The sequence below is a fragment of the Nonomuraea sp. NPDC023979 genome (genome assembly GCF_040639085.1).
Taxonomy (GTDB): Bacteria; Actinomycetota; Actinomycetes; order Streptosporangiales; family Streptosporangiaceae; genus Nonomuraea; species Nonomuraea ceibae.
Map to the genome: position 1 here is coordinate 35,948 of NZ_JBEZZG010000044.1, position 25,817 is coordinate 61,764.

Annotated in this window: 23 protein-coding genes; 15 read left to right on the forward strand and 8 right to left on the reverse strand. The window is 72.7% G+C overall.

The genetic code is table 11. The features are described from left to right. The first annotated feature begins 2 nt into the window (after nt 1–2). From AB0G11_RS43825 to AB0G11_RS43835, 3 genes are read left to right on the forward strand one after another with little or no spacing between them, the layout of a single operon-like run. Entirely contained in the window at nt 3–668 is a 666-nt protein-coding gene (locus AB0G11_RS43825) for a GntR family transcriptional regulator (RefSeq protein ID WP_219510553.1), read from the forward strand. Beyond that, complete coding sequence (locus tag AB0G11_RS43830; RefSeq protein WP_357592813.1) at nt 661–2,064, forward strand: NAD-dependent succinate-semialdehyde dehydrogenase; 1,404 nt, start codon at nt 661–663, stop codon at nt 2,062–2,064. The genes AB0G11_RS43825 and AB0G11_RS43830 overlap by 8 nt, the downstream gene beginning before the upstream one ends. A gap of 11 nt (nt 2,065–2,075) precedes the next feature. Further along, a complete protein-coding gene (locus AB0G11_RS43835) occupies nt 2,076–3,089 on the forward strand; it encodes a DUF2804 domain-containing protein (RefSeq protein WP_357592815.1) in 1,014 nt (337 codons plus the stop codon). Between the two features lie 37 nt (nt 3,090–3,126). On the opposite strand, the gene AB0G11_RS43840 is transcribed toward AB0G11_RS43835, so the two are convergent. Further along, entirely contained in the window at nt 3,127–3,837 is a 711-nt protein-coding gene (locus AB0G11_RS43840) for an FCD domain-containing protein (protein ID WP_219510550.1), read from the reverse strand. A gap of 150 nt (nt 3,838–3,987) precedes the next feature. On the opposite strand from AB0G11_RS43840, the gene AB0G11_RS43845 reads away from it, so the two are divergent. The 5 genes from AB0G11_RS43845 to AB0G11_RS43865 are packed head-to-tail and all read left to right on the forward strand — an operon-like array spanning nt 3,988 to nt 10,394. Next, complete coding sequence (locus tag AB0G11_RS43845; RefSeq protein WP_357592817.1) at nt 3,988–5,595, forward strand: ABC transporter substrate-binding protein; 1,608 nt, start codon at nt 3,988–3,990, stop codon at nt 5,593–5,595. Nucleotides 5,596–5,601: 6 nt separating this feature from the next. Further along, nucleotides 5,602–6,561, forward strand: coding sequence for an ABC transporter permease (locus AB0G11_RS43850; protein WP_219510548.1), 960 nt, complete (start codon nt 5,602–5,604; stop codon nt 6,559–6,561). Continuing rightward, nucleotides 6,558–8,507 (forward strand): dipeptide/oligopeptide/nickel ABC transporter permease/ATP-binding protein, encoded by a 1,950-nt coding sequence (locus AB0G11_RS43855; protein WP_219510547.1) that lies wholly within the window; start codon nt 6,558–6,560, stop codon nt 8,505–8,507. Before AB0G11_RS43850 ends, AB0G11_RS43855 begins: the two co-directional genes overlap by 4 nt. After that, entirely contained in the window at nt 8,500–9,489 is a 990-nt protein-coding gene (locus tag AB0G11_RS43860; protein WP_357592819.1) for an ABC transporter ATP-binding protein, read from the forward strand. The genes AB0G11_RS43855 and AB0G11_RS43860 overlap by 8 nt, the downstream gene beginning before the upstream one ends. Continuing rightward, nucleotides 9,486–10,394 carry a dihydrodipicolinate synthase family protein gene (locus tag AB0G11_RS43865; protein ID WP_219510545.1) on the forward strand — a complete coding sequence of 303 codons (909 nt, stop codon included), beginning with the start codon at nt 9,486–9,488 and terminating at the stop codon, nt 10,392–10,394. Before AB0G11_RS43860 ends, AB0G11_RS43865 begins: the two co-directional genes overlap by 4 nt. A gap of 3 nt (nt 10,395–10,397) precedes the next feature. Here AB0G11_RS43865 and AB0G11_RS43870 read toward each other — a convergent pair whose 3' ends face one another. Beyond that, complete coding sequence (locus AB0G11_RS43870; protein WP_219510544.1) at nt 10,398–11,351, reverse strand: sugar kinase; 954 nt, start codon at nt 11,349–11,351, stop codon at nt 10,398–10,400. Continuing rightward, nucleotides 11,348–12,109, reverse strand: a complete 762-nt coding sequence (locus AB0G11_RS43875; protein ID WP_357592821.1) for an IclR family transcriptional regulator — start codon at nt 12,107–12,109, stop codon at nt 11,348–11,350. Before AB0G11_RS43875 ends, AB0G11_RS43870 begins: the two co-directional genes overlap by 4 nt. 119 nt (nt 12,110–12,228) lie before the next feature. Between AB0G11_RS43875 and AB0G11_RS43880 the strand changes: the two genes are divergently transcribed. The 3 genes from AB0G11_RS43880 to AB0G11_RS43890 are packed head-to-tail and all read left to right on the forward strand — an operon-like array spanning nt 12,229 to nt 15,152. Beyond that, nucleotides 12,229–13,470 (forward strand): extracellular solute-binding protein, encoded by a 1,242-nt coding sequence (locus AB0G11_RS43880; RefSeq protein ID WP_357592823.1) that lies wholly within the window; start codon nt 12,229–12,231, stop codon nt 13,468–13,470. Beyond that, nucleotides 13,467–14,339, forward strand: coding sequence for a sugar ABC transporter permease (locus tag AB0G11_RS43885; RefSeq protein ID WP_219510543.1), 873 nt, complete (start codon nt 13,467–13,469; stop codon nt 14,337–14,339). Before AB0G11_RS43880 ends, AB0G11_RS43885 begins: the two co-directional genes overlap by 4 nt. Then, the gene (locus tag AB0G11_RS43890) at nt 14,340–15,152 is read left to right on the forward strand and encodes a carbohydrate ABC transporter permease (protein WP_219510542.1); all 813 of its coding nucleotides are present in this window, start codon (nt 14,340–14,342) and stop codon (nt 15,150–15,152) included. On the opposite strand, the gene AB0G11_RS43895 is transcribed toward AB0G11_RS43890, so the two are convergent. Then, nucleotides 15,123–16,223: a winged helix DNA-binding domain-containing protein gene (locus AB0G11_RS43895; RefSeq protein ID WP_357592825.1), complete on the reverse strand. Its 1,101-nt coding sequence runs from the start codon at nt 16,221–16,223 to the stop codon at nt 15,123–15,125. The genes AB0G11_RS43890 and AB0G11_RS43895 overlap by 30 nt on opposite strands. Before the next feature lie 159 nt (nt 16,224–16,382). On the opposite strand from AB0G11_RS43895, the gene AB0G11_RS43900 reads away from it, so the two are divergent. Next, nucleotides 16,383–19,901, forward strand: a complete 3,519-nt coding sequence (locus tag AB0G11_RS43900; RefSeq protein WP_357592827.1) for a BTAD domain-containing putative transcriptional regulator — start codon at nt 16,383–16,385, stop codon at nt 19,899–19,901. A 1-nt stretch (nt 19,902) separates the two neighbouring features. Here the strand turns inward: AB0G11_RS43900 and AB0G11_RS43905 are convergent, their stop codons facing one another. Continuing rightward, entirely contained in the window at nt 19,903–20,559 is a 657-nt protein-coding gene (locus tag AB0G11_RS43905; RefSeq protein WP_357592829.1) for a hemerythrin domain-containing protein, read from the reverse strand. A 110-nt stretch (nt 20,560–20,669) separates the two neighbouring features. On the opposite strand from AB0G11_RS43905, the gene AB0G11_RS43910 reads away from it, so the two are divergent. Then, nucleotides 20,670–21,398, forward strand: coding sequence for a hypothetical protein (locus AB0G11_RS43910; RefSeq protein WP_357592831.1), 729 nt, complete (start codon nt 20,670–20,672; stop codon nt 21,396–21,398). On the opposite strand, the gene AB0G11_RS43915 is transcribed toward AB0G11_RS43910, so the two are convergent. From AB0G11_RS43915 to AB0G11_RS43925, 3 genes are all read right to left on the reverse strand, one after another. Then, a complete protein-coding gene (locus AB0G11_RS43915; protein ID WP_357592833.1) occupies nt 21,364–23,904 on the reverse strand; it encodes a protein kinase in 2,541 nt (846 codons plus the stop codon). The two genes, AB0G11_RS43910 and AB0G11_RS43915, sit on opposite strands and share 35 nt — an antisense overlap. A 108-nt stretch (nt 23,905–24,012) precedes the next feature. Then, the gene (locus AB0G11_RS43920; protein ID WP_219517988.1) at nt 24,013–24,567 is read right to left on the reverse strand and encodes a GNAT family protein; all 555 of its coding nucleotides are present in this window, start codon (nt 24,565–24,567) and stop codon (nt 24,013–24,015) included. A gap of 12 nt (nt 24,568–24,579) precedes the next feature. Next, on the reverse strand, nt 24,580–25,068 hold the full coding sequence (locus AB0G11_RS43925) for a shikimate kinase (protein ID WP_357592835.1): 489 nt from the start codon (nt 25,066–25,068) through the stop codon (nt 24,580–24,582). 59 nt (nt 25,069–25,127) lie between these two features. Here AB0G11_RS43925 and AB0G11_RS43930 point away from each other — a divergent pair, with 59 nt between their 5' ends. After that, entirely contained in the window at nt 25,128–25,409 is a 282-nt protein-coding gene (locus AB0G11_RS43930) for a hypothetical protein (protein WP_219517986.1), read from the forward strand. A 13-nt stretch (nt 25,410–25,422) separates the two neighbouring features. Then, the gene (locus AB0G11_RS43935) at nt 25,423–25,806 is read left to right on the forward strand and encodes a ChaB family protein (RefSeq protein WP_219517985.1); all 384 of its coding nucleotides are present in this window, start codon (nt 25,423–25,425) and stop codon (nt 25,804–25,806) included. Nucleotides 25,807–25,817: the final 11 nt, after the last annotated feature.

Genomic DNA, 25,817 nt, shown 5'->3' on the forward strand with positions numbered 1-25,817 from the left:
CCATGGCCGAATCGCGTTCCCCGTTCCGCACCAAGGCGGATCTGGCCGCCGAGCACATCAAGCACCTGATCATGACCGGTGAGGCGCCTCCCGGCACGAAGATCACCACCCGGGTGGTGGCCGAGGCGGTCGGCATCAGCGAGACGCCCGTGCGCGAGGCCATCAAGCAGCTCTGCTCGGAGGAGTGGCTGGTCGAACGCCCGCACGTGGGCGCCGTCGTCGCCGCGTTCACCGTCGAGAACGTGCGCGAGCTCTACAGCGTGCGGGCCGCGCTCACCGCGCTCGCGCTGGAGCTGGACGGCCGCCCGCTGGCCGGCGAGCGGCTGGCCGAGGTCGACGCGGTGCTCGCCGAGTGCGAGATCGCCGTCGGCGCCGGTGACGTGGCCGCGTTCGCCCGGCTCAACCGGCGCTTCCACTCGCTGCTGTGCGACACCGAGAACAGCAAGCTCACCCACCGCATGCTGCAGGGCCTGTGGGCCAGGACGGAGACCGCCCAGCGCGGCTTCCGCCTGGTCCCGTGGCGGCTGCCCGAATCGCACGCCGAGCACGTCGCCATAAGGAACGCCCTGGTGGCCGGCGACATCTCGCTGGCCAGCGAGCTGCAGCACGCGCACGAGATGGCCGCCATGAAGGCGCTGATCGAAGGAATCCAGGAGACACATGGCTGACACACGACGGGCGCTCATCGGGGCCGACTGGCGGGAGGCCGGCGGCACGTTCACCGTGTACGCGCCCGCCACCGGCGAGCCGCTGGCCGAGGTCGCCGACTGCGGCCCGGAGCTGACCGGGCAGGCGATCGACGCCGCCTGCGCCGCGCTGCCGGGCTGGCGGGCCATGCCCGCGCACGAGCGGGCCGACCTCATGCGCGCCGCCGCCCGGGAGCTGGCGGCCCGCGCCGGCGCGATCGGCGCCGTCATGACGGCCGAGCAGGGCAAACCGCTCGCCGAGTCGACCGGCGAGGTGCTGTCCGGCGCCGACCACCTGCTGTGGGCCGCCGAGGAGACCCGCCGCCTCTACGGCGAGACCGTGCCGGGCGCGCACGCCGACAACCGGATCTGGCTGCTGCCCGAGCCCGTGGGCGTGGTCGCCGGCATCACGCCGTGGAACTTCCCCGTCTCGATGATCACCCGCAAGCTCGGCCCGGCGCTCGCCGCGGGCTGCACGGTCGTGCTCAAGCCCGCGGAGCTGACCCCGCTGTCGGCCGTCGCCGTCGCCGAGGCGTTCGTCGCCGCCGGGCTGCCGCCGGGCGTGTTCAACCTGGTCACCACGTCGCGCCCGGCCGTGTTCGGGGCCGCCGTGATGGCCGACCCGCGCGTGCGCAAGGTGTCGTTCACCGGCTCCACCGAGGTCGGCAGGGAGCTGATCAGGCAGAGCGCCCACGACGTCAAACGGCTCAGCGTCGAGCTGGGCGGGCACGCGCCCGTGCTCGTCTTCCCCGACGCCGACCCGGTGGCCGCCGCGCGGGCCGTGGCCCGCAGCAAGTTCCTCAACGCCGGCCAGGCGTGCACCTCGCCCAACCGGATCTTCGTGCACTCCTCGCTGAGCGCCGCCTTCACCGCCGAGCTCGTCCGGCAGGCCGAGGCCGCCGAGCTGGGCCCGCTCATCGACGAACGGGCCGTCGCCAAGGTCGCCAGGCACGTCGAGGACGCCCTGGCCCACGGCGCGAAGGCGCTGACCGGCGGGATCCGCCCCGGCGGCGCTGGAACGTTCTACCCGGCGACCGTGCTCGGCGGCGTCACCGAGGACATGCTCGTCTGCCGCGAGGAGACGTTCGGGCCGGTCGCCCCGGTGCTGGAGTTCGACGACTGCGACACGGTCGTCGAACGCGCGAACGCGACCCCGTACGGGCTGACCGCCTATGTGTGGACCAACGACCTGAGCAGGACCGTCCGGGTGGCCGAGGAGTTGCAGTTCGGCATGGTCACCGTCAACGGCGGGCCGCTCGCGCCGCCGCAGGCGCCGTTCGGCGGCGTGAAGAGCAGCGGCTACGGCCGCGAGGGCGGGCACCACGGGGTGGCCGACTACCTGGAGTACAAGTACCTCAGCATCGGGCTGGGGCGATGACGGAGAGCACGATGAACACGAGCCCGCGCGCGGTCGCCGAGCGCGAGATCATCAGCCGGGTCGACCTGTGCCTGCCCGACGGGCGGCTCAACCCCGCCGCCGTCGGCTGGAGCCGCACCCCGCTGCACCGCGCCAACATCCGAGGCTGGGGCCGCACCATGCGCTGGGACTACTGGTGCGTGACCAGTCCCGGCCAGGTGTTCGCGTTCAGCGCCAGCAGCCTCGACTACCTGGCGGGCGAGTCGGCGTTCTTCCTGGACCGCCGCACCGGCGAGCAGGTGACCAGCAAGGGCCTGCTCGTCCCGGCCCGGGGCGTGTCGTTCTCCGCGCGCAGCGGCGAGGGCAGCGTCCGCATCGGCGCGGGTCCGGTGCGGATCAGCGTGGACGAGACCGCCGACGGCACCCGGCTGCGGCTGAAGTCCGCCGAGATGGAGGCCGACCTGCTCGTGCACCGGGTGCCGGGCCGCGAGAGCCTGTCGCTGGTGGTGCCGTGGAGCACCCGCCGCTTCCAGTACACGGTCAAGGACGTGGGCCGCCCCGCCGAGGGCACCGTGCGCGTCAACGGCAGGACGTACGCGTTCGGCGCCGGCGACGCGCTGGCCACGCTCGACCTCGGCCGGGGCCGCTGGCCCGGCGAGATCCTGTGGAACTGGGGCGCCGCCTCGGGCCGCCCCGGCGGCCGGGACGTGGCCGTGCAGCTCGGCGGCAAGTGGACCGACGGCACCGGCAGCGTCGAGAACGCGCTCATCCTCGACGGCCGGGTGCACAAGATCAGCGAGGAGCTGGTCTGGCGCTACGACACCACCGACTGGAACGCGCCGTGGCGCATCACCGGTGACCGGGTGGACCTGGAGTTCGTCCCCGAGCACGTCCGCGAGGCCGACATCAAGCGCGCCCTCTACATGCGCACCCGGGAGGCCCAGGCGTTCGGCCACTACCGGGGCACGGTGGTGGCCGACGACGGCGAGGTCGTGGAGATCTCCGGCCTGTACGGATGGGCCGAAGAGGTCTACCGCCGCTGGTGACGACACCCCCGGCCGAGGGGAGGCCGGGGGCGGAGGGTCAGGTGAGGGTGAGGCGGGCCAGGCGGTTGCGGACGCCGTCGAAGTGGGCGATGACGGCCGTGACCGCCGCCGGCTTGTCGGCCGCCTGGACCGCCACGTAGATGTCGCGGTGGCGGCGGGCGACGTCGGCGGGGGACTCGTCCGGGGCGCCGAGATGGTCGCGCAACTGGTGGTAGACATCCCAGAACGCGCCGAGGAGCTGGCTGACGACGGGGTTGCCGAGCGGCCGGTAGAGCAGGTCGTGGAAGAGCCGGTCGGTCTCGGGGGAGATGTCGTCCACCAGCGCCTCGGCCTCCATGCGGGCCATGACGTCGGCGACGGCGGTGAGGTCGGCGGCGTCGCCCAGGTCGATGAGCCGCTGGACCAGGCCGACTTCGAGGATCTCGCGGATCTCGATGAGGTTGGCCAGGGCGTTGCGGCCGTTCTGGAGCGTGATGCGGCTGTGGAAGGTCAGCTCGTCGACTAACCCGGCGAGCGACATGCGGCCGACGAACATGCCGAAGCCGTGGCGGATGTCGACGATGCCGACGGCTTGCAGGGCCTTCAGCGCTTCCCTGACCGAGTTGCGGCTGATGCGCAGTTCTTCCATCAGCTCGGATTCGGTGGGCAGGGGGTCGCCCGCCTTGAGCCCGCGCTTGAGGATGAGCTCCTTGACGCCCTCCTGGGCCTCGACGGCACGGCTGAGCCGTGAGCGCGGGGCAGTGGTCATGAAAGATCCCTTCTCTGCGGACTGGTGCGTAACATTCCGGAAACCTCCTGTTGACCGCAACCAGGCCTCGCATCTAGCGTCCACCTTACGCAAAAGATAGGACATGGGATGTCCCACGTTCTACGTTGGGCTACCCCCCGGGAGGCATCCGTGAGCCCTGAGTTCAGCCGCCGCGACTTCTTGCGTTACAGCGGAGCGACAGGGGCGGCCGCGATCATCGCGTCCACTCTGGCCGCCTGCAGCGGAGGCCCGGCTTCGACCGGCTCGGTCGGCGCGGGATCCAACAAAGACCTGATCACCGCCGTCATCGGCTACGGCAACGACCAGAGCTGGGACCCGACGCAGACCGCCTCGGCCTTCGCCATGGCCGGCATCACCCACATCTACGAGGGCCTGCTCGACACCGACCCCATCACCCGCGAGCCGTACCCGGCGCTGGCCACGGCGCTGCCCGACGACCTGAACGCCACCACGTGGAAGTTCACGCTGCGCGAGGGCGCCAAGTGGCACGACGGGCAGCCGGTCACCGCCGACGACGTGGTGTTCACCTTCGAGCGGGTGCTCGACCCCGAGGCCAACGTGCTCGTCGGCAACTTCTTCCGCTCCTGGCTGGAGGAGGTCAAGAAGGTCGACGACCGCACGGTGGAGCTCGTCTTCAAGTTCGCCTTCCCGGACGCGGCGCCCCGGCTCACCATCGCCAAGATCATGCCGAAGCACGTCTTCTCCCAGCCGGGAGCGTGGGACCAGGCCAAGAGCGGCAAGGCCGTCGGCTCGGGCCCGTACAAGATGACCGCGCACAACCCCAAGTCCAACACCTCGTTCGAGGCGTTCGACGGCTACAACGGGCCCCGTCCCGCGACGGTCAAGCAGATGAACTGGCTGACGATCGTCGACGCGGCCGCCCGGGTCGCGAAGATCTCCGGCGGCTCGGCGGAGGCGCAGATCGCCGACAACATCCCGTACGCCAACGTCGACCAGCTCAAGCAGCAGGGGCTGACGGTCGAGGGCGGCGCGGGCATGAACCACATGTTCCTGATGTTCAACACGGGCACCAAGCCGTTCGACGACGTGCGCGTACGGCAGGCGCTGCACTACGCGATCGACAAGAAGAAGATGATCGACGTGGCGCTCAAGGGCCACGGCACCGCCTCCAGCTCCTTCCTCAACGAGGGCCACCCCGACCACAAGCGGGCCGCGGTCGTCTACGACTACGACCCGGACAAGGCCAAGGCGCTGCTGAAGGAGGCCGGGGTCAGCAACCTGACGGTCAACCTCATGGCCGTCAACGTGAGCTGGATCGCCGACTGCCTGCCGACCATCGCCGCCTCGTGGGAGGCGATCGGCGTCAAGACGACGCTGGAGCCGCAGGACACGGCGGCGCTGTTCACCAAGATGGACCAGTTCCAGGACTACCAGGTGGTCGCGGCGGCCTCGAACCCCAACCAGTTCGGCATGGACGCCGACCTGATCCTGCGTTACAACTTCGTCGAGGGCGGGCTGTGGATGAAGTACGCCCACTTCGACGGCAGCAAGGACGCCAAGGCCCTGTTCGCGATGATGGACGAGGCCACCAAGGAGCCGGACAAGGCAGCCAAGGCCGCCAAGGTCCAGAAATATCTGGACGTCATCGCCGAGCAGGCCGTCCTCTACCCCGTCGTCCACACCGAGCTGATGACCGCCTGGGACCCCAAGAAGGTCTCCGGCGTCCGGGCGCAGGCATACCCCGGCATCAACCTGCTCCAGGCCAAGCGCACCTGAGCCGCCATGATCCTGATCGCCAGAATGCTCGCGCGGCGGGTGCTGATCCTGGTCCCGCTGGTGCTCGGCGTCGTCGCGTTCGTGTTCATCGTGATGCGCTTCTCCAACAGCAAGCCGGAGTACGCCTACTTCCAGGGCGCGAACCCGACCGCCGAGCAGATCCGCCAGTTCCAGCTGGAGAACGGCCTGCTGGACCCGCTGCCGCTGCGATACGTCCGATTCGTCGGCGACCTGCTGCAAGGGGACATGGGCACCAGCGTGCTCACCAAGAAGCCGGTGATCGAGTCGATCGCCACGGCGCTGCCGCTGACGCTCCAGCTCACGTTCCTGGGCCTGGCGGTCGGGATCGTGCTGTCGCTGGTGTTCGGCGTCGCCGGCGCGCTGTTCCGCGACCGCTGGCCGGACCAGGTGATCCGCATGGTGTCGCTGGTCGGCGTGGCGGCCCCGTCGTTCTGGCTGGCGCTGCTCATGATCCAGTGGCTGGCGGTGGGCGAGGGCCTGTTCCCGACAGGCGGCTACATCAACCCGGCCGACTCCTTCGGCGGCTGGCTGCGCTCGATGACGCTGCCCGCCCTGTCACTGTCGCTGCCGATCGCCGCCCAGCTCATCCGCATCATCCGCACCTCGATGGTGGAGGAGCTGGACCGCGACTACGTCCGCACCGCGATCGGCAGCGGCCTGCCGCCGATCGTCGTCGTCGGCCGCAACGTGCTGCGCAACGCGCTCATCAACCCGCTGACCGTGCTCGGCCTGCGCATCGGCTACCTGATCGGCGGCACCGTCGTCATCGAGACGATCTACGGGCTGCCCGGCATGGGCCAGCTCATGATCAACGCGGTGCGTGACGGCGACCCCGCCGTGGTGCAGGGCGTGGTGCTGACCATCGCGGTCGGCTTCATGGTCGTCAACCTCGTGGTCGACGTCCTCTACCTGCTGGTCAACCCCCGGCTCAGGAGTGCCGCATGAGACGAGGACTGGCGGAACGCCTGTCGAGGCCGGGCGTGGGATTCAGGAGGCTGCCGCCGCTGTCGTGGCTGGCCGTCGGCATCGTGGTCGTCGTCGTGCTGGCGGCGCTGTTCGCGCCGCTCCTCGCCCCGTACTCGCCGTACTTCCAGGCCACCACCGGCGGCGGCCCGTCGGCCGAGCACTGGATGGGGCTCGACAGCGCCAACCGCGACATCCTGTCCAGACTGCTGTACGGGGCCCGCTGGTCGCTGATCATCGGCCTGGGCGCGACCGGCCTGGCGCTGGTCGCCGGGGCCGTGATCGGCGCGGTCGCGGCCACCTCCCGCCGGGCCGTCGACGAGACCATCATGCGGCTGCTCGACGTCATCATGGCCTTCCCCGGCATCGCGCTGGCCGCGGTGCTGGTGGCGGTGTTCGGCGGCAGCATCCCGGTGCTGGTCATGGCCATGGCGTTCCTCTACATGCCGTCCGTGGCCCGGGTCGTGCGCGCCAACGTGCTGGCCCAGTACGGCGAGGACTACGTCGCCGCCGAACGCATCATCGGCGCGCGCACCCCGCACATCATCATCAAGCACGTGGCGATCAACTGCGCCGCCCCGGTACTGGTCTTCTGCACGGTGATGGTGGCCGACGCGATCGTGTTCGAGGCGTCGCTGTCGTTCATCGGCGCCGGCGTGCGCCCACCCGACCCGTCGTGGGGCAGCGTCATCGCCGACGGCAAGAACCTGGTGCTGCTCGGCGGCTGGTGGGCCACGGTCTTCCCCGGCCTGCTCATCCTGATCACCGTGCTGGCGCTGAACATCCTGTCCGAAGGCATCTCCGACGCCTGGGCCGCCCCGGCCGCCCGCAAGAGCGCCGTCCGCAAGGACGACGACGCCTTCGAGCAAGCCCGGCCCGGCTCCGGCGAGATCGTCGAACTGCCCGGCCTGGCCGAGGCCGCGCGCCGGCTCGCCGAACGGGCCCGCCCGCTGCCGGCCGGCCCGCCGATCCTGTCGGTCACCGACCTGCGCATCGGCTTCGACGCCGGGGTGGACATCGTCGACGGCATCTCCTTCGACGTACGGCCCGGCGAGGTCCTGGGCCTGGTCGGCGAGTCGGGCTGCGGCAAGTCGCTGACGGCGCTGACCGTCATGGGCCTGCAACCGGCGAACGCCCGCGTCAGCGGCGAGATCGTCTTCGACGGGCAGCACCTGCTGACGATGCCGCGCAAGGCGCGCAGGAAGCTGCTCGGCCACGACATGGCGATGATCTACCAGGACGCGCTCTCCTCGCTGAACCCGGCCATGACCATCAAGGCCCAGCTCAAGCAGGTCTGCCGGCGCGGCGGCCGGCGCACCCCCGCCGAGCTGCTGGAACTCGTCGGCCTGGACGCGCGCCGCACGCTGACGTCCTACCCGCACGAGCTGTCCGGCGGGCAGCGGCAGCGGGTGCTGATCGCGATGGCGCTGTCGCGCGAGCCCAAGCTGATCGTCGCCGACGAGCCCACCACCGCGCTCGACGTGACCGTCCAGGCGCAGGTCATCGAGCTGCTGCTGAAGCTGCGCGAGGAGCTCGGGTTCGCGCTCATCCTCGTCTCCCACGACCTGGCGCTGGTCGCCGACGTCACCGACCGGGTGGTCGTCATGTACGGCGGCCAGATCGTGGAGACCGGCGTCACCGCCGAACTCGTCGGAGCGCCGGCCCACCACTACGCCCGCGGACTCCTCGGCTCGGTGCTGTCGCTGGAGTCGGGGGCCGAACGGCTCACGCAGATCCGCGGCGTGGTGCCCTCGCCCGCCGACTTCCCGGCGGGCTGCCGGTTCGCCGACCGGTGCCCGATGGCCTCCGAGGTGTGCCGTACGGACGCGCCCGTGCTGACGGGCGACGACCGCAGGCACACGGTGGCCTGCCATCACCCGGCCGTGGTCCTCACCGGAAGCCAGCAGGGGAGCGAGCAGCATGCTTGAGCTGAAGGACGTGCACGTCGTGCACAAGGCGCGCTCGGGCGGCCTGTTCTCGCGCGACCGGGTCCACGCCCTCACCGGCGCGGACCTCGTGGTCGGCGCGGGCGAGACCGTCGGCGTCGTGGGCGAGTCCGGCTGCGGCAAGTCCACGCTGGCCAAGGTGCTGGTCGGGCTGCAACGGCCGACCTCCGGGACGGTGTCGTTCCGGGGCCGCGACCTGTGGGGGCTGAAGGAGTCCGAACGCCGCTCGCTCATCGGCACCGGCGTCGGCATGGTCTTCCAGGACCCGTCCACCGCGCTGAACCGGCGGCTGCCGGTCCGCCAGGTGCTGCGCGACCCGCTCAACGTGCACCGGCGCGGCACTCCGGCCCAGCGTGACGCCCGCGTGCGCGAGCTGCTGCAGCTCGTCGGGCTGCCCTCAGGCGCCGCCGACGCGCTGCCCAGCCAGCTCTCCGGCGGGCAGCGGCAGCGGGTGGCCGTCGCCCGCGCGCTCGCCCTGGAGCCGGAGCTGATCGTCGCCGACGAGCCGACCAGCGCGCTCGACGTGTCGGTGCGGGCGCAGATCCTCAACCTGCTGCTCGACCTGAAGGAGCGGCTGGGGCTGGCCCTGGTGTTCGTCTCGCACGACATCCAGACGGTCCGCCGGATGAGCGACCGCGTCGTCACCATGTACCTGGGCCGCATCGTCGAGCAGACGCCCGCCGAGGCGCTCCCGCTCGGCGCGCGGCACCCGTACACCCGGGCCCTGTTCTCGGCCACGCCGGGCCTGATCTCACCGATCAACCCGATCCCCCTGGTCGGCGCGGTGCCGTCGGCGACCAGGCCGCCGAGCGGCTGCCCGTTCCGGACCCGCTGCTGGCGGGCCGACGACGCGTGCGCGGCCGCCTGGCCGCCCGCCGTCACCGACGCCGACCACCTCTACCACTGCCACCACCCGGTGGCGGCCGGCGCCACCGACCTCGAACTGATTCAGGAGCGTGTATGACCCCCCTCACCGGAGTGATTCCCCCGGTTTGCACACCGTTGACCCCTGGGGGTGAGGTGGACGCCCGGTCGCTGACGCGGCTGGTGGACCATCTGCTGGAGGGCGGCGTGGACGCGCTGTTCGTGCTGGGGTCGTCCTCCGAGGTGGCCTACCTGACCGACGCGCAGCGCCGGGTGGTGCTCGACACGGTGATCGGGCACGTGGGCGGCCAGGTGCCGGTGCTGGCCGGGGTGATCGACATGACCACGCCCCGGGTGCTGGAGCACGCCGCCGTCGCGGCGGCGGCCGGGGCGTCCGGGCTGGTGGCGACGGCGCCGTTCTACACGCGCACCCATCCGGTGGAGATCGCCACGCACTTCCGCACGCTCGCGGCACGCGGCGGGCTGCCGGTGTACGCCTACGACCTGCCCGTGTCGGTGCACACCAAGCTGAGCGCCGAGCTGCTGCTGGAGCTGGCCGCCGACGGGTCGCTGGCCGGGGTGAAGGACTCCAGCGGCGACGACGGCGGGCTGCGGCGGCTGATCCTCGGCAGGCGGCCGCCGTTCAGCGTGCTCACCGGGTCGGAGCTGACCGTGGACAGCGCGCTGTGGATGGGCGCCGACGGCGTGGTGCCGGGCCTGGGCAACGTGGACCCGCACGGCTACGTGAACCTGGTCCGCGCGGCCGGGCAGGGCGACTGGGAGGCGGCCAGGCGGGAGCAGGAGCGCCTGGTCAGGCTGTTCGAGATCGTCCAGGTGGGCGGCTCGCGGATGGGCGGCAGCTCGGCGGGGCTGGGCGCGTTCAAGGCGGCCCTGCACCTGCGCGGCATCATCGACCACCCGGCCACGGCGGTCCCGCAGGTGCCGCTGAACGAGGACGAGACCGGCCGGATCGGCAAGCACCTGGCGGCGGCCGGTCTGCTGTAGGGGCTATCTGCTGACGCCGTCGCCCTGCCCGGTCAGCAGGCGCAGGTCGTCGCGGCGGGGCAGGCTCTCCCAGTCGCCCTGCGAGGTGACGGCGAACGCGCCGGCGGCGCACGCCATGTCGAGCCGCCGGTCGGGCGGGGCGTCGTCGAGCAGCCCGGCCAGCCATCCGGCGGCGAACCCGTCGCCGGCGCCGACCGGGTCGACCTCGGTGACCCGGTACGGCTCGGCCCGGCGCAGCACGCCGCCGGACAGCTCCAGCGCCCCGCGTGCGCCGAGCTTGACGAGCACGTGCGCGGGGCCGAGCGCGGCCAGCGCCCAGGCGAGCTCCTCGGGGCCGCCCGCCGTGTCGGGGCCGGTGACGAGGCGGCCCTCGGCCTCGGTGGCGAACAGCACGTCCACGTCGCCGACGGTCTCGCGCAGCCAGGCGCCTGCCTCCTGCGGGGTCCACAGCGCGCGGCGGTAGTTGACGTCCAGCGACACCGTCACCCCGGCGTCCCGCGCCAGCTTGACGGCATGGCGTACGGCCTCGCGGGCGGTCGCGGACAGGGCGGGGGTGATCGCGGAGACGTGCAGCACCCGGGCGGCCCGGACGAGCGACGGGTCGAGGTCGTCGGGGGAGAGGCGGGACCCGGCGCTCCCGGTCCGGTAGTAGCTGACGTCGATGTGGTCGGCGGTGCGCCTGCCCTTGATCATGAGGCCGGTCGGCGCGCCGGGATCGGGGACGGCGCGCACGTCGACGCCCTCGCCGGCCAGCGTCGAGCGGATCAGGTCGCCGAACTCGTCGGCGCCGACGCGCCCGATCCAGCAGGCGGGATGGCCCAGCCGCGCCACGCCGATCGCCACGTTGGACTCGGCCCCGCCCAGTCCCAGGTCGAAGTCCCGGGCGAAGCGCAGCGGCCCCGTGCGGCGGGCCGCGAACAGCGCCATGGTCTCGCCGAAGGTCACCAGTCCGGTCATCGCGTGGAGCCCAGCTTTCTCGAGATGCGCGCCGCCGCCCCCGCCACCAGCGGCCCCAGCTCGCGCACCCGCGCGGCGGTGATCCGCGAGGTGAGGCCGGAGACGGAGATGGCGGCGGTGACGGCGTCGTGGTGGTTGAAGATCGGCGCGCCGACGCAGCGCACCTCTGGTTCGTTCTCCCGATCGTCGACGGAGTAACCGCGCCTGCGCACGTTCGCCAGCTCGGCGCGCAGCCGGGCCGGGTCGGTGATCGTGTGCGGGGTGGCCCCGGGCAGGCCGGCGGCGACGACCTCCTCGACGGTCTCCTCGGGCTGCCAGGCCAGGATCGCCTTGCCGACGGCGGTGGAGTGGAGCGGGCCGCGGCTGCCGATGCGGGAGGCCATGCGGACGTTGGCCTGGTTCTCCACCTTGTCGATGTAGACGACGTGCGGCGGGTCGTAGACGACCAGGTGGACGGTCTCGCGCACCTCGCTCATGAGCCGGTGGGACTCCTCGGCGGCGACGGCGCGCAGGTCGAGCGACGACAGATAGGACTGGCCGAGCCGGAGTGAGCCGTGGCCGAGCCGGTAGGCGCCGGTCTTCCTGTCGCGCTCCAGCAGGCGGGCGTCGACGAGCGGCGCGGCCAGCCGCAGCACGGTGCTCTTGGGCAGGCCGACGGCCTCGGCGAGCTGGGTCAGCGTGAGCCCGCTGTGGTCACGCACGTGCTCCAGCACCACCAGGGCGCGTCTGAGCGAGGCGGACTGGTTGCGTTCGGGCACACGCGCCAGCCTACGACAGGTTTCGGTTTTGCAACACAGTGTTGTGCAATGCAGAACAACTCCGACAGTCACTTCCCAGCTACCCGCCGCCTTCCTACTGTCACGGCGAGGAGGTAATAGTGAGGTTTCTTTACTGTGCTGCCGCCCTCGTGGTGCTGACGGCCTGCGCGCCGTCCACGGCGCCGGCGACCGGCGGCGGCGACGAGAAGACCGGAACCCTGCGCGTGTGGCTGTTCGACGAGCCGAACCGCGCCCCCAAGGACAAGGTCGTCCAGGAGGCGGTCAAGGAGTTCACCGCCGCCCATGACGGCGTCCAGGTCGAGATCACCTACATCCCCACCACGCCCGCCCGGCACGAGAAGTTCAAGGGCGCCTTCAACGACCCCGCCAGCGCGCCCGACGTGGCCGAGTACGGCAACACCGACCTGGCCGAGTACGCCGCCGCCGGCGGCTTCACCGACCTGACCGCCGACCTGCAGGGCCAGGACATGACCGCCGAGCTGCTCCAGTCGGCGTCGGTCGACGGCAAGCAGTACGGGCTGCCGTGGTTCATCGGCATCCGCTCCCTCTACTACCGCACCGACGTCTTCAGCGAGCTCGGCCTCCAGCCGCCCACCTCCATCGAGGAGCTCACGGCCGCCGCCCGCACCATCCGCAAGAAGAAGCCCGACCTGTACGGCATCGCGGTCGGCGGTGAGTACACCTTCGGCGCCCTCCCGTTCGTGTGGGCCGCGGGCGGCGACATCACCAGCCTCGACGGCCCCGAAGCGCGCAAGGGCGTCAAGGCGTACACCGACCTGCTGTCCGACGACGTCTGCCCGCCGCAGGCGTGCGCCTCGCTCACCGGCGGCAAGACCGTCGAGCTGTTCGCCAGCGGCAAGGCCGCGATGGGCATCCTCGGCAACTTCAACCGCTCGGCCGTCGACGCGGGCGCCGCCGCCGGCAAGTACGCGGTCGTGCCGCTGCCCGGCTTCGACAAGGGCTCGCTCGCGCCCGCGTTCGCCGGCGGCAACAACCTCGGCGTGCTCAAGAACGCCAAGCACCGCTCGCTGGCCGTCGACTTCGTCAAGCTGCTGGGCGGCAAGGCGTACCAGGTCAAGATGTACGAGGCGATGGGCAACCTGCCGACGCTGACCTCGGCCCGTACCGAGGTGGCGGGCAAGGAGCCGTTCCTCAAGCCGTTCCTGGACACGGTCGCGGCGGGGACGAAGTTCGTGCCCATCGACCCGGCCTGGGTGAAGATCGACAACGGCAAGGTCATCCCGACGATGCTGCAGAAGGTCGCGACAGGCCAGTCCAGCGTGGACGAGGCGACCACCGAGGCCGCCACCGCGGTCAAGGCAGCGTTCGGCCGCTCGTGAGGCGCGCACGGCCCTGGCTCTACCTGCTGCCCGCCGCGGCGGTGCTCGTCCCGCTGTTCGGCTACCCCGTCTACATGCTGGGGCTGCTGTCGGTGTTCGACTACCGCCAGGCCCAGGTCAGCGGCGGGCAGCCGACCACGTTCGTCGGGGCCGGGAACTACGCGGACGTGCTCGGCGACCCTCGGTTCTGGCAGGTGCTGCTGCAGACCGTGGGGTTCGCCGCGGCGCTCGTCGTCGCCACGCTGGCGGTGGGCGCGGCGCTCGCCGTGCTGCTCACCCGCGTCTCGCCGATCCCCCGGGCGGCGCTGTCGCTGGCGGCGCTCGGGGCGTGGGCGGCCCCGGCGATGACCGGGTCCACGGTGTGGATGTTCCTGTTCGACGCCGACCTCGGGCTGGTCAACCAGACGCTCGGCATCGAGGGGTTCAACTGGTTCTACGACAAGTGGGTGACGTTCGGCGTCGTCGGCGCCACCGTCGTGTGGCACTCCTTCCCGCTGGTCATGCTGACCCTCTACGCGGGCATCCAGGCCATCCCCGGCTCGGTGCTGGAGGCGGCCTCGCTCGACGGGGCGTCGGCGTGGCACGCGTTCTGGCGGGTGATGGTGCCGATGCTGCGGCCCCTCATCACCATCGTGGTCATCCAGTCGATCATCTGGGACTTCAAGATCTTCACCCAGATCTACGTGATGACGAACGGCGGCGGCATCGCCGGGCAGAACTCGGTGCTCAACGTCTACGCCTACCAGACCGCCTTCGGGTCGTCGGAGTACGGGCTCGGCTCGGCGATCGGCGTGATCATGACGCTGATCCTGCTGGTGATCACTCTGTTCTACATCCGCGCGCTCTATCGCACGGGGGAGAGGCTGTAGATGCGACACGTGGCCAACACCGTGGCGCTGGTCGTGGCGTTCCTGACGGCGTTCCCGCTCTACTGGATGGTCGTCTCGGCGCTCAAGCCCGCCGGGGAGATCCAGTCGCTCGACGTCAAGCCGTGGACGCTCAACCCGACCCTCGAGCACTTCACCCGGGTGATCACCGGGGAGGGGTTCGGCCGCTACTTCGTCAACAGCGCCATCGTCGCGCTCTCGGTCGTCGTGCTGTCGGCGCTCGTGGCGTTCCTGGCGGCCGTGGCCGTGACCCGGTTCCACTTCCGGTTCCGGACCACGGTGCTGATCATGTTCCTGATCGCCCAGATGGTGCCCGTCGAGGCGCTGACGATCCCGCTGTTCTTCGTCGTGCGGGACCTGGGGCTGCTCAACACGCTGGGCTCGCTGGTGCTGGTGCACCTGGCGTTCTCGCTGCCGTTCGCGATCTGGATGATGCGCGGGTTCGTCGCCGCCGTGCCGGAGGCGCTGGAGGAGGCGGCGATGATCGACGGGGCCGGGCGCGCCACGATCCTGTGGCGGGTGCTGTTCCCGCTGGTCGCGCCCGGGCTGGTGGCGACCAGCGTGTTCTCCTTCATCACCGCCTGGAACGACTTCATCTTCGCCAGGACGTTCATCATCTCGGCCAAGGACAGCCAGACCCTGCCCGCCGCGCTGCTCGTCTTCTTCAAGCCGGACGAGAACGACTGGGGCGGGATCATGGCGGCCTCGACGCTGATGACGATCCCGGTGCTGATCTTCTTCGTGGGGGTGCAGCGGAAGCTGGTGTCAGGACTTGGAGGGGCCATCAAAGACTGAAATTTCATGCTTGTCGCCGGGGGCCAGGAACTCCAGCAGCCGCAACCCCTCCTCGGCCACCGCGTCCAGGTCCTTGATCGGCGTCCACTGGTGGACACCCAGCGTGGACACCTTCCCGGCCCTGGTCACCGTCCAGTCCCCGGCGGTGACGCCGTCGACCAGGATGACCCGGGGCATCACGTTCGTGCCCATGAAATCGCCCAGCGCGGCGAACCCCGCCTCCGTGATGACCCGGGACCGGTCGGCATGCGACAGGAACAGGTTGTCGAAGTCGTACATCAACCGCACCGGCGCCGGCGTCTCCGGCGACGGGCGTTCGGCGTCCGGCAGGTCGTACAGGGTCCGGCCCCGCTCGTCGCGGAACCGTACGAGATCCATCGACTCCACCACCTCGCCCAGCCGCGTCAGGCCCGACCACGTCTGCGCGTCCATCACCGTCGCCGGGCCGAACGCCCGCAGATAGCGAGTGACCAGCTCGGCGGGCGTCATCGCCGGCGCCTCGAAGCCGAGCCACGACTCCGCGCTCGTGTGCGCGATCGGGCCGCTCCTGCCCCACAGGCCGCGCGGCGGCACCTGCACCAGCGGCACCAGCCAGCGCACCACCTGGCTCAGCGCGTGCGGATCCTCACCCGGCCACCGCTCCGCCAGCGCCCTGCCCAGCGCCGCGAACGTCATCGGCTCCGCCTCCACCAGCTCCCGCCCGTACGCGGCCAGCTCGGCCAGGTCCACGTCGCCGAGCTTCCTGACGAACGTCGACCTGGTCATCCGCTCGGTCACCACCTGGAGCAGCGGCCGCATCGCCAGGCAGTCGCGGGCCGTCACCAGGTGGATCGTCGAACGCTGCAACGCCAGCCGGACCAGCGCGCGCGACTCCAGCAACGCCGACGCCTCCGCCGCCCGGAACCCCTCGATCCGGTTCCACAGGCCGGTGTACCAGGTGTGCGGCGTCTGCGCCTGCAAACCGCCCACCCGCTCCACGACGTCCGTCACCGGCAGCTCGGCGCGGGACAGGAGAAGCTGGCGGTCGAGGGTGGCCCGGTTGAGCGCCCTGCTGGTGAGGAGAGGGTTCATGCGCACCACGGTAGGGGCTATCGCGGCAGGTCCCGTGCCGCGATAGCCCCAGCGGAACCGGCGGGAGACGCCGGGTTGTGGTCTGCCCTCCCCAACGGGAGTATGCGCCCGAACCCGCCCGGCTTCCAGGCTCCCCGGCAACCTGGAAAAGTAGGACCGGTGCTGACATTCCAGGTCCTGGGACCGCTCGCCGCCCGCCTCGGCGGCGAGCCGGTCGCGCTGGGCAGGCCCCGGCAGCGCTCGGTGCTCGGCCGCCTGCTCGCGGCGGGCGGCCAGGTGGTGCCGGTCGAACGGCTCATCGACGACCTCTACGCCGAGGAGGCGCCGCCCAAGGCGCTCGCCGCCGTCCAGTCGTACGTGTCCAACCTGCGCCGGGCCCTCGAACCCGGCCGCCCGCCCCGCTCCCCGGCCCAGGTGCTCGTCACGCAGCCGCCCGGCTACGCGCTGCGGCTCCCCGCCGAAGCGGTCGACGCCTGGCGGTTCGAAGCCCTCGTCGGCGACCCGGAGGCCGGGCCAGAACCGCTCGCCGAGGCGCTCGCGCTGTGGCACGGGCCCGCCTACCAGGAGTTCGCGGGCTCCCACTGGGCCGATGCGGAGGCCGCCCGGCTGGAGGAGCTGCGGCTGACCGCCAGGGAACGGCACGCCGGCGCCGTCCTGCGGCTCGGCGGGGCGGCCCGCGTCATCCCCGACCTGGAACGGCTGGCCGGCGAACACCCGCTGCGCGAAGGCGCCTGGGCGCTGCTGGCCCGGGCCCTCTACCGGTGCGGCCGCCAGGGCGACGCCCTCGGCGCGATCCGCCGCGCCCGCGCTGTCCTGGCCGACGAACTCGGCGTCGACCCCGGGCCCGAACTGCGGCGCCTCGAACAGGACATCCTCGCCCAAGCCCCCCACCTCAGCGACCCTGCCCCATCTCCCGCCCGGCCCTCCGCCCCCACGGCCCCCGCCGGCCCGTACATAGGCCGCCACGCCGAGCTGACCACCGTCCTCACCCTCACCACCCACCCGAGTTACCCGCCCACCCCAGGGACCCCGCCGACCGGCGGTGTTGCGGGACCTTCGGGTTCTCCGGCGACCCCGGGGGTTCCGCCCGCGCCCGGCGGCGCTCCGGGGGCTCCGGCCGCTCTGGGGTCTTCGGAGGTTCCGGCCGCTCCGGCGGCGGTTCCCAGTGCGGCGGGAGCGCCGGCGGCGCCGCCCGCGCCGTCCGCGCCGCCCACGCCGCCCACGCCGGCCGTTTCGGGCGGCGCTTCGGCTGCCCCGGGGGTTTCGCCCGCTCCGGGGGTTCCGGCTGCTGGCGGGTTTCCCGGGGGCGGGGAGGCTCGGGGCGGGGTGGTGTTGGTGAGCGGGGAGCCGGGGGCGGGGAAGACGGCGTTCATGGAGCAGGTGCGCGCGAGGCTGGCGGGCGCCGGGTGGGTGGCCGCGTGGGGGCGGTGCCCGGAGCACGAGGGGGCGCCCGCCGGGTGGGCGTGGGCGGAGCTGCTGCGCGAGCTGGCCGCCCGCTTCCCGCCCGCCGACGCCGCGCCGCTGGCGCCGCTGCTGCTCGACGCGCCGGTGCGGGGCGACGTGGCCACGGCGAGGTTCCGGTTGCGCCGGGCGGTGAGCGCGTTCGTGTCGGGCGTGGGGGAGCCGCTGCTGCTCGTCCTGGACGACCTGCACCGGGCCGACGCCGAGACCCTGGCGATCCTCGTACACGTGGTGGAGGAGACCGCCGGGCTGCCGGTGCTGGTGGTCGGCTCGTACCGGCACACCGAGCCCAGCGAGCCGCTGGCGGACGCGCTGGCGGCGCTGGCCGCGCACGGGCCCGCCAGGATCGAGCTCGGCGGCCTGGCCGCCGGTGAGGTGGCCGAGCTGATCCGCGCCACCACGGGCCGCCCGGCCCCGCCCGGCACGGTGGCGGAGATCGCGGAGCGGACCGGCGGGAACCCGTTCTTCGTCCGCGAGACCGCGCGCCTGCTCGACGCCGAGGGCCCGGCGGCGATCCCGGCGGGGGTGCGGGAGGTGCTGCGCCGCCGCGTCGCCCGGCTGCCCGCGCAGGCGGCGACGATCCTGCGGCACGGCGCGGTCATCGGCCGGGAGAGCGACGTGGACGTGCTGGCCGCCGTCAGCGGCGCGGACGAGGAGAGCGTGCTCGACGCCGTCGAGGCCGGGCTGGTCACGGGCCTGCTCACCGAGCCCCGGGCGGGCCGCCTGCGGTTCGCGCACGCGCTCATCCGCGACACGCTGTACGACGACCTGTCCCGGATCAGGCGGGCCAGGATGCACCAGCGGGTGGCGCGGGCCATCGAGGAGCACGACCCGGGCGACGTGGCCGCGCTCGCCCACCACTACACGGCGGGCGGCGCGGACTCGGCCAAGGCCGTGCGCTACTCCCGGCTGGCCGCCGAGCAGGCCGGACGCCGCTTCGCGCACCAGGAGGCGGCCGCGCTGTGGCAGCAGGCGCTGGACGCCTTCACCGGCGACCCCCGCGAACGCCTGGAGCTCACGCTCGGCCTCGTCTCGTCGCTGGCCAACTCCGGCAGGCTCGTCGCCGCCCGCGCGCACCGCGAGCGGGCCGTCCGCGACGCGCTCCCGCTCGGCGACCCGGCCCTGCTCGCCCGGGTGATCGTCTCGTTCGACGTGCCGACGTTCTGGAGCAACCGCGAGTACGGCGGCCTCGACACCGCGCTCATCGACGCCGTGGAGGCGGCGCTGGCCACGCTGCCGCCGGGCGACAGCCGCACCCGCTGCCGGCTGCTCACCACGCTGGGCTTCGAGCTCGAAGGCGAGCCGACCGAACGCGGCTACCTGGCCTCCCGCGAGGCCGTCGCGATGGCCCGCCGCCTGGGCGACCGCCCGCTGCTGGTGCTCGCGCTCAACGGCCGCTTCCACCAGTCGTTCCGCTACGACGGCCTGGCCGAGCGCAAGGCGATCGGGACCGAACTGCTCGCCCTGTCCGGCTCGGACGTGACCGTCGAGGCGCTGGCCCGGCTCATGCTCATGCAGGCGGCCACGGGCGAGGCCGACTTCGCCGCCGCCGACGCGCACGCCTCGGCCGCCCGCGACCTCGCCACCCGGTACGACCTGCCGCTGACCCTGGTCGTCACCGGCTTCTACGACGGGCTCCGCGCGGTGCTGGCCGGTGACGACGTGGCGGCCGAGGCCCGCTACCGCGCCGCCGCCGAGCTGGCCGGGCGGCTCGGCATGTGGCAGCACGAGACCGGGCTGCTCGCGCTCGGCCTGTACGGGATGCGGCTGCTGCGCGGCGACCTGACGCCGCTGCTGCCACGGCTGGAGCCGCTCGCCGCCTACGAGCCGTGGCGGGACCAGACGGCCGAGCTGTACGCGCTGGCGCTCTGCCATGCCGGGCGGGTCGCCGAGGCGCGGGCGCTGGTGCCCGTCCCGGCCAGGCCGCTGCGGCGCGACTACTTCTGGCACCTGCTCACCGCCGTGCGCGGCCTGCTCGGGGTGGCGCTGGACGACCGGGCGCGGGCGGCCTGCGCGTACGAGGAGCTGCTGCCGTACGACGGGCAGCCGGTCGGCGGCACCGGCTACCTGGCCGTCTGGCCCACCGCCCAGGTGCTCGGCGACCTCGCCGCCTACCTGGGACGCCCTGCCGAGCCCCATTACCGGCAGGCCCTGGAGGTGGCGGAACGGGCCGGCGTCGCCGCCTGGCGCGAGGCGGCCCGCGCGGCGCTCGCCTGACTCAGCCGAACGTCCGCATCTCGCGGTGCGCGTACCGGAGCCTGAGGGCGGGGACGAGCAGGCGCAGCGGCGGACTCGCCGCCGTGAGCAGCCGCGCGCCCTCCTCCGGCGTGGCGTACCGCAGCAGCCACGGCACCGTGAACATCAGCTGACGCGGCGTGGCCCGCTTGCCGACCTGCTTCTCCACCCACGCGTACGCCTCGTACGGGACGAACCGGAAGATGATCGGGAACAGCTCCGACTCCTCCTCCGCGATGTGGTCGTCGAGCAGCTCCAGCAGCTCGGTCAGGGCGTGTCCGAGCGCCGCGAGGTCCCGGTCCAGCGCCGCCCGGCACCGGTCCAGGACCGGGCCGAGCGCCTGGTGGTCGTCGGTGTACGGGGACAGGTCCACGGCATGGCCCGCGGTGCGCTCGATGACCGGCCACAGCAGGTCGTCCTCGTTCGCGTGATGGTGGTCGACCTCGGTCAGGAGCGCCGCCGTGTAGGCGCGTACCGGGCCGTCCCGCCCTCCCCGTGCGCAGGCCGCGGCGAGGCGGCGCAGGTCGGCGAGCATGGCGCGGTGGATGACGTACATCGAGGTGAGGTCGGGCTCGCGCTCGTCCGGCCGGCGGGGGGCGACCGCCGGGATCTTCACGGTGCTCAGCTTCACGGTGCTCATGCCGGAAGCATGCGCGCCGCCTCTTGCCGCCCTCTGGTCGCCGGCTTGCCGCCCAATCGGTTATCTCCCGTCGATCCGTTATCAATATTCACAAGCCACACTGCCGTCACATGAGTCATCAAACGGTGCTGCCCGCCGAGGAGCGCACCGGAGCGGAGCCGGTGGACCGGGGCAGCGTGCTGGACCTGTTCGACAAGCTCGGCACCGTCGTCGTGCCCGTGGCGGTCGGGCTGTACGCGCTGCTGTACATGGGCTTCGAGAGCGTCTACGACACCTTCGGCATAACCCCCGAACAGGCCGGGCTCGACCAGGCGGGCATCCTGGGCCGCCTCGTCACCACGCTCGTCGTGCTGTTCCTGGCGCTGCCGGTGCTGGTCACCGTCGTGGCCGTCGCGCTCCTCGGCTTCCTCGTCCCGTACCGGCTGCTGCGCGCCCGGCCCGCCGGACGGGCCGGGATGCGGGTGCTGACCAGCGCGTTCGTCGGCATCGGGCTGGGGTTCGTGCTCGTCGGCTGGATGACCGACGGCGCCGAGGACATCCACGCCAACGGCAACGGCAACCTCGTGCTCCAGCTCGCCGGCTTCCCCAACCAGTGGGCCGCCGTACGCGACGGCGACGGCAAGCCGGTCTCCCGCGAACGGTGGCTCGTGCTCGGACAGGACGCCGGGTCGTACGTGTTCTACGACTGCGGCCGGATGACCACGGTGCGGCGGCCCGTCGAGGGCACCATCCTCACGGACGTGGAGCTCGACCCGGACTTCACCGCAGGCGGCACCAGGCCGGCCCGCCGCTGCGGGCACGCGCTCAGCACACCTGCCGGTAGCCGGTCTCCGGGATGAGCCTGCGCCACTCGGCCTCGCTCAGCCCGCCGGCCTTGGCGCACACCTCCCGCACCGCGTCGGCCCGTGCCTCGCCGGTCTCCTGGACGTCGAGCGAGATCACGGTGCCGGGGCCGCTCAGGTAGTGCAGGGCGCGGCCGTCGGCCGAGAACGTGTAGGAGTGGCCGGGGGACTGCAGGGCGACCGACTTCAGCAGCCGCCCGTCGCCGACCCGCCACAGCCGCACGGCGTCGCCGCTCGCCACGGCCAGCAACCGGCCGTCGGGGCTGAACACGGGCGGCCCGGAGGGCTCCCCGGACGCGGCTTCGGCGGGGGCGGTGTCCTCGGATGCGGCTTCGGCGGGAGCGGGGGCCTCGGAGGTGGGGGCGTCGGAGGTGGGGGTCAGCGTCCGGGTGGTGGACGCGCCGATCAGGAACGTCTTCGCGCCCGCGACCGCCAGCAGGCGGCCGTCCGGGCTGAACGCCAGCGGCGCCGCGCCCTCCTCGGGGGCGACGCGGATCGCCCGTGTCAGCGCGCGCCTCGGCACGTCCCACAGCTCCACCCGGCCGTCCGGCCTCGAAACGGCCGCCCGGCGGCCGTCGGGCGAGAGCGCCACCCGGCCGCCCGCCACCTCCAGCAGCCGCTCGCCGCCCGAGAAGAGCTCCGTCCGGCCGCCCACGCTGACCAGGAACGCGGCATCCGTCTGCGCCCCCGTCGCCACCGCCACCGGGGTGCCGCCCGCCGTCTCGGCGTAGCGGCCGTCGTCGCTCACGCCCGTCGTGGCCGGGGGCAGCGGGTGGGTCGCCAGCCGACGGCCGGTCGGGACGTCCCACGCGGTGACCGCGTCACCCTCCCACCGCACCAGGCTGTCGCCGCTCAGCCGATAACGCGCGCCCCGGGTGGGCACCGGGTCGGTGAACACGCCCAGCTCCTCCTGCGACAGCGACGCCTGCAACGCCGCCCGCGCCTCGCGCACCGGAGCCAGCCGCCACGCCGCGACGCTGAGCCGCATCGCCGTCTGCGGGTCCTCGGTGCGCAGCGCCTCCGCCCTGGCGGCCACCAGGCGCGCGTTGTCCCGGCTGACCTGCTCGGGCCGCTCCTTGACGGTCACCACGGCCACGCCCAGCAGCGCCACGGCCGCCGCCAGCGCCGCCACCCCGCTCCGCCGCCGCCACCGGGCCCCGGGGCCGTGGAAGCGCCTGGGCGGACGGAACCGCCGCACCCGGCCCTCCGCCTCGGGCGCGGGCACCGAACGCCGAGCGCCCGCAGAGGGGGCCGCCGGCGGCTGCTCACGACGGTCACCCCCAGAGAGCCGCCCACGTAGGCCGCCCGCGGGGGAGGCCGCATGAGGGAGCTCGCCCGCAGGGGAATCCGTGAGAGGGGGCTCGTCCGCAGGGGCGGTCGCCGGAAGGTGGACGGTCGCGGGGGTGTCCTCGGGAGCGGGGTGGTCGGGGGCAGGGTGGTCGGTGTCGGGGTGGCCGGTGTCGGGGTGGAGGGCGGTCCAGGTGCGGAGACGGGGCCAGGCGCGGTAGAGGGCGGCGCTCGCGGGGACGATGCCGTGGCCGCCGATCGCCACCAGGGTGCCCGCAGGCGTCTCCACCGGGGGAACGCGCAGGCTGGGCCGCACCAGCAGCCCGGCCTCCTCCAGGCGGGCCAGGGTGCCGTGCTCGTCGTGGGCCGGGCCGCCTTCGAGCAGCGTCAGCAGCAGCCCCGGCAGCTCGGCGCGTTGCGGGCCGGTCAGCGTGGCGTACACCTGCTCGGCCACCTCGCCGAGCGGCGGCGGGCCGGTGAGTCCGGGGGCCAGGACGACGGCGGGGCCGCCGGGCGGCGGGCCGGGCAGGTCGGCGGCGGAGGGGCGGGCGGCGGGGTCCTTGGCGAGGGCGCGGCCGACGAGGGGCCGCAGCGTGCCGGGCAGCACGGTCAGGTCGGGGTCGGCGGACAGCAGCCGGTGCATGACCTCGCCCAGGCTGGCGCCGCTGAAGGGGTCGCGCCCGGTGGCCGCGTAGAGGACGAGGGCGCCCCAGGCGAACACGTCGCCCGCAGGCCCGGCGGGCTCGCCGGTGAAGACCTCGGGCGCCATGTAGGTGCGGGTGCCGGCGACGGCGCCGGGCCCGCCGATGCCGACGACCTTGGGGCCGTCGGCGCTCAGCAGCACTTTCTCGGGTCGTAAGTCCTGGTGGGCGACGCCCGCCTCGTGCAGGGCGGCCAGCGCGGCGGCGACCGCGGAGGCGAGCGTGACGAGCTCGCCGCCGGAGTAGGGGCCGTGGCGTTCGACGGCCTCGCGCAGGGAGGGCCCGTCGGCGAAGGCGGTGACCAGGTAGGCGGGCGCGGCGTCGGGCCGGACCTCGACCACCTCGGCCAGGCACGGGTGGGCGACCGGCCGGATCGGGGGGAGCGCGCCGCGCGGCACCAGGACCGCGAACCTGCGCCCCTCGTCGTCGTAGGCGTCGTAGACGACGCCGCGCCGGGACGCGCTGAGCCTGCCTGCCGGCCAGTAGCCGCCAAGCCTGTCGGGGTCACCGGGCACCGAGCGCATCATCGAAGGCTTAGATGCGCGACCGCGGCGTTTGGTTGCGCCTGGTGCCAGGACACCACAGGCTCCCCGCGCGCCTCGGGGAGCCCGTGGTCATGATCATTATTGCAGGCTCCGGGATCCTGCCAGCCATTCCGGCCGCAGTACGGACATGATGACCGAGTCGTGCCAGGCGCCGTCCCAGTGGAGCGCGTCGCGGAGCACGCCTTCCTCCACGAACCCGGCCTTCTTGTACACGTGCCTGGCCCGCTCGTTGAAGGTGTGCACCCACAGGCTGACGCGGTGCAGCGGCGTCCTGGTGAACGCGTGGCCGAGCACCAGCTCGATCGCCTCGGTGCCGTAGCCCTTGCCGAACACCCGCGAGCCGAGCAGCGCGATCCGCAGGTTGCACGACAGGTTGGCCGGGTCGAGCTCGTTGAGCACCACCTCGCCCACGTAGCTGTCGCCGGCCATGATGGCCAGGTCGAGGCGGTCGTCGTGGTCGGCCCGGGTGGCGCACCAGCGGCGGGCGGCCTCCAGGTCGATCTCCCCGTGCGAGCCGGTGAGCCGCCGCACCTCGGCGTCGGACACCAGCTCGAACAGGCCCTCGGCGTGTTCGGGGCCGACCGGCCGCAGCGTCACGCGGGAGCCCACCAGCACAGGTTTGTCAGAGAACATCGCCCATGGCTATCAGCCCTGTTCGGCGGGGGGCAAGCCGATATCGCGGCGGACCGCCGCCAGCACCTCCTCCGGCCGCAACGCCCCCACGTCGTACTTCAGGTCCGTCACCTCGGTGAAGAAGCGCTCGCGCCTGGCCCGCATCGCCGCCGGGGAGAAGTCGGGCCGGTGGTCGCCGGAGCGCATCCGCTGCGTCAGCACCTCGTCGTCGGCGTCGAGCCAGATGACCAGCGCGTCGCGCAGCGCGGCCCGCACCTCGGGGCTCTCCAGCGTGCTCGCCGCCGCGGCGATCACCTTGGGCCCGTCGGCGAGCTCGTGCAGCACGTGCTCGGCCTCGCGCCGGTGCAGCACGTCGGCGCCGTCACGCGCGGCGATCTGGGCCGCGCTGAGCCCGTAACGCTCTTGCAGGAACGGATCACTGTCGCTGAAGGGCAGCCCGAGGGACTCCGCGAGGAGCCGGCCAGCGGTCGTCTTACCGCTGCCCATCAGCCCGATCACCACGATTGGTTTGTTTTTCCACATATGGATAGAGGTTCTCTCGTGCCAAGGAGGTAAAGCAAATGACCATCGCCGGAAGCATCATCCTCATCATGCTCGGTGCGATCCTCACCTGGGCCGTCGAATTCGACCTCGCCGGTCTCGACATCAACATCGTCGGCGTCATCATCATGCTGGGTGGGCTGGTCGGGCTGGGTTTCGGCATCTACCGGATCAGCGTGACCCGCAGGGCCGTGGGCCCGATCGAACAGCCTGTCCACAGGCACGAGATCTACGAGGAGCCCGAGGCACGCAGGACCACGGTGTACGAGGAGCGTCGGCACCATGACGAGCCGCCGCTGTAGGAGGTGAAGCCACATGCCAGCCAGTCAGGAACTGCCGCAGACCATCCGCCGTTCGCCCAAGAAGGCGCAGGACACGTGGATGAAGGCGCACGACTCGGCCGTCGAGGAGTACGGCGAGGGCCGGCGCGCCCACATGACGGCCTTCGCGGCGCTGAAGCACTCCTTCGAGAAGGTCGGCGACCACTGGGAGCCGAAGGCGAAGAAGGGGCCTTCCGACAAGGGGGCCACGGACCGGTCCGGCCGCACGGCCGAGGGCGTCGACGCCAACGCCAGCAAGGATCACCTGCAGGGGGTGGCGTCGAGGCTGGGGATCAAGGGCCGGTCGAAGATGAAGAAGACCGAGCTGGTGGACGCCATCAAGAAGGCCAACCGGCGCGCCACGGCCAAGTCCCGCTGACCGCAGGAAGA

What these genes read in the sequence shown, in the direction of transcription:
- AB0G11_RS43825 (WP_219510553.1), top strand. Translation starts at nt 3, where the DNA reads ATGGCCGAATCGCGTTCCCCGTTCCGCACCAAGGCGGATCTGGCCGCC.
- AB0G11_RS43830 (WP_357592813.1), top strand. Translation starts at nt 661, where the DNA reads ATGGCTGACACACGACGGGCGCTCATCGGGGCCGACTGGCGGGAGGCC.
- AB0G11_RS43835 (WP_357592815.1), top strand. Translation starts at nt 2,076, where the DNA reads ATGAACACGAGCCCGCGCGCGGTCGCCGAGCGCGAGATCATCAGCCGG.
- AB0G11_RS43840 (WP_219510550.1), bottom strand. Translation starts at nt 3,837, where the DNA reads ATGACCACTGCCCCGCGCTCACGGCTCAGCCGTGCCGTCGAGGCCCAG.
- AB0G11_RS43850 (WP_219510548.1), top strand. Translation starts at nt 5,602, where the DNA reads ATGATCCTGATCGCCAGAATGCTCGCGCGGCGGGTGCTGATCCTGGTC.
- AB0G11_RS43855 (WP_219510547.1), top strand. Translation starts at nt 6,558, where the DNA reads ATGAGACGAGGACTGGCGGAACGCCTGTCGAGGCCGGGCGTGGGATTC.
- AB0G11_RS43860 (WP_357592819.1), top strand. Translation starts at nt 8,500, where the DNA reads ATGCTTGAGCTGAAGGACGTGCACGTCGTGCACAAGGCGCGCTCGGGC.
- AB0G11_RS43865 (WP_219510545.1), top strand. Translation starts at nt 9,486, where the DNA reads ATGACCCCCCTCACCGGAGTGATTCCCCCGGTTTGCACACCGTTGACC.
- AB0G11_RS43870 (WP_219510544.1), bottom strand. Translation starts at nt 11,351, where the DNA reads ATGACCGGACTGGTGACCTTCGGCGAGACCATGGCGCTGTTCGCGGCC.
- AB0G11_RS43890 (WP_219510542.1), top strand. Translation starts at nt 14,340, where the DNA reads ATGCGACACGTGGCCAACACCGTGGCGCTGGTCGTGGCGTTCCTGACG.
- AB0G11_RS43895 (WP_357592825.1), bottom strand. Translation starts at nt 16,223, where the DNA reads ATGAACCCTCTCCTCACCAGCAGGGCGCTCAACCGGGCCACCCTCGAC.
- AB0G11_RS43905 (WP_357592829.1), bottom strand. Translation starts at nt 20,559, where the DNA reads ATGAGCACCGTGAAGCTGAGCACCGTGAAGATCCCGGCGGTCGCCCCC.
- AB0G11_RS43910 (WP_357592831.1), top strand. Translation starts at nt 20,670, where the DNA reads ATGAGTCATCAAACGGTGCTGCCCGCCGAGGAGCGCACCGGAGCGGAG.
- AB0G11_RS43920 (WP_219517988.1), bottom strand. Translation starts at nt 24,567, where the DNA reads ATGTTCTCTGACAAACCTGTGCTGGTGGGCTCCCGCGTGACGCTGCGG.
- AB0G11_RS43930 (WP_219517986.1), top strand. Translation starts at nt 25,128, where the DNA reads ATGACCATCGCCGGAAGCATCATCCTCATCATGCTCGGTGCGATCCTC.
- AB0G11_RS43935 (WP_219517985.1), top strand. Translation starts at nt 25,423, where the DNA reads ATGCCAGCCAGTCAGGAACTGCCGCAGACCATCCGCCGTTCGCCCAAG.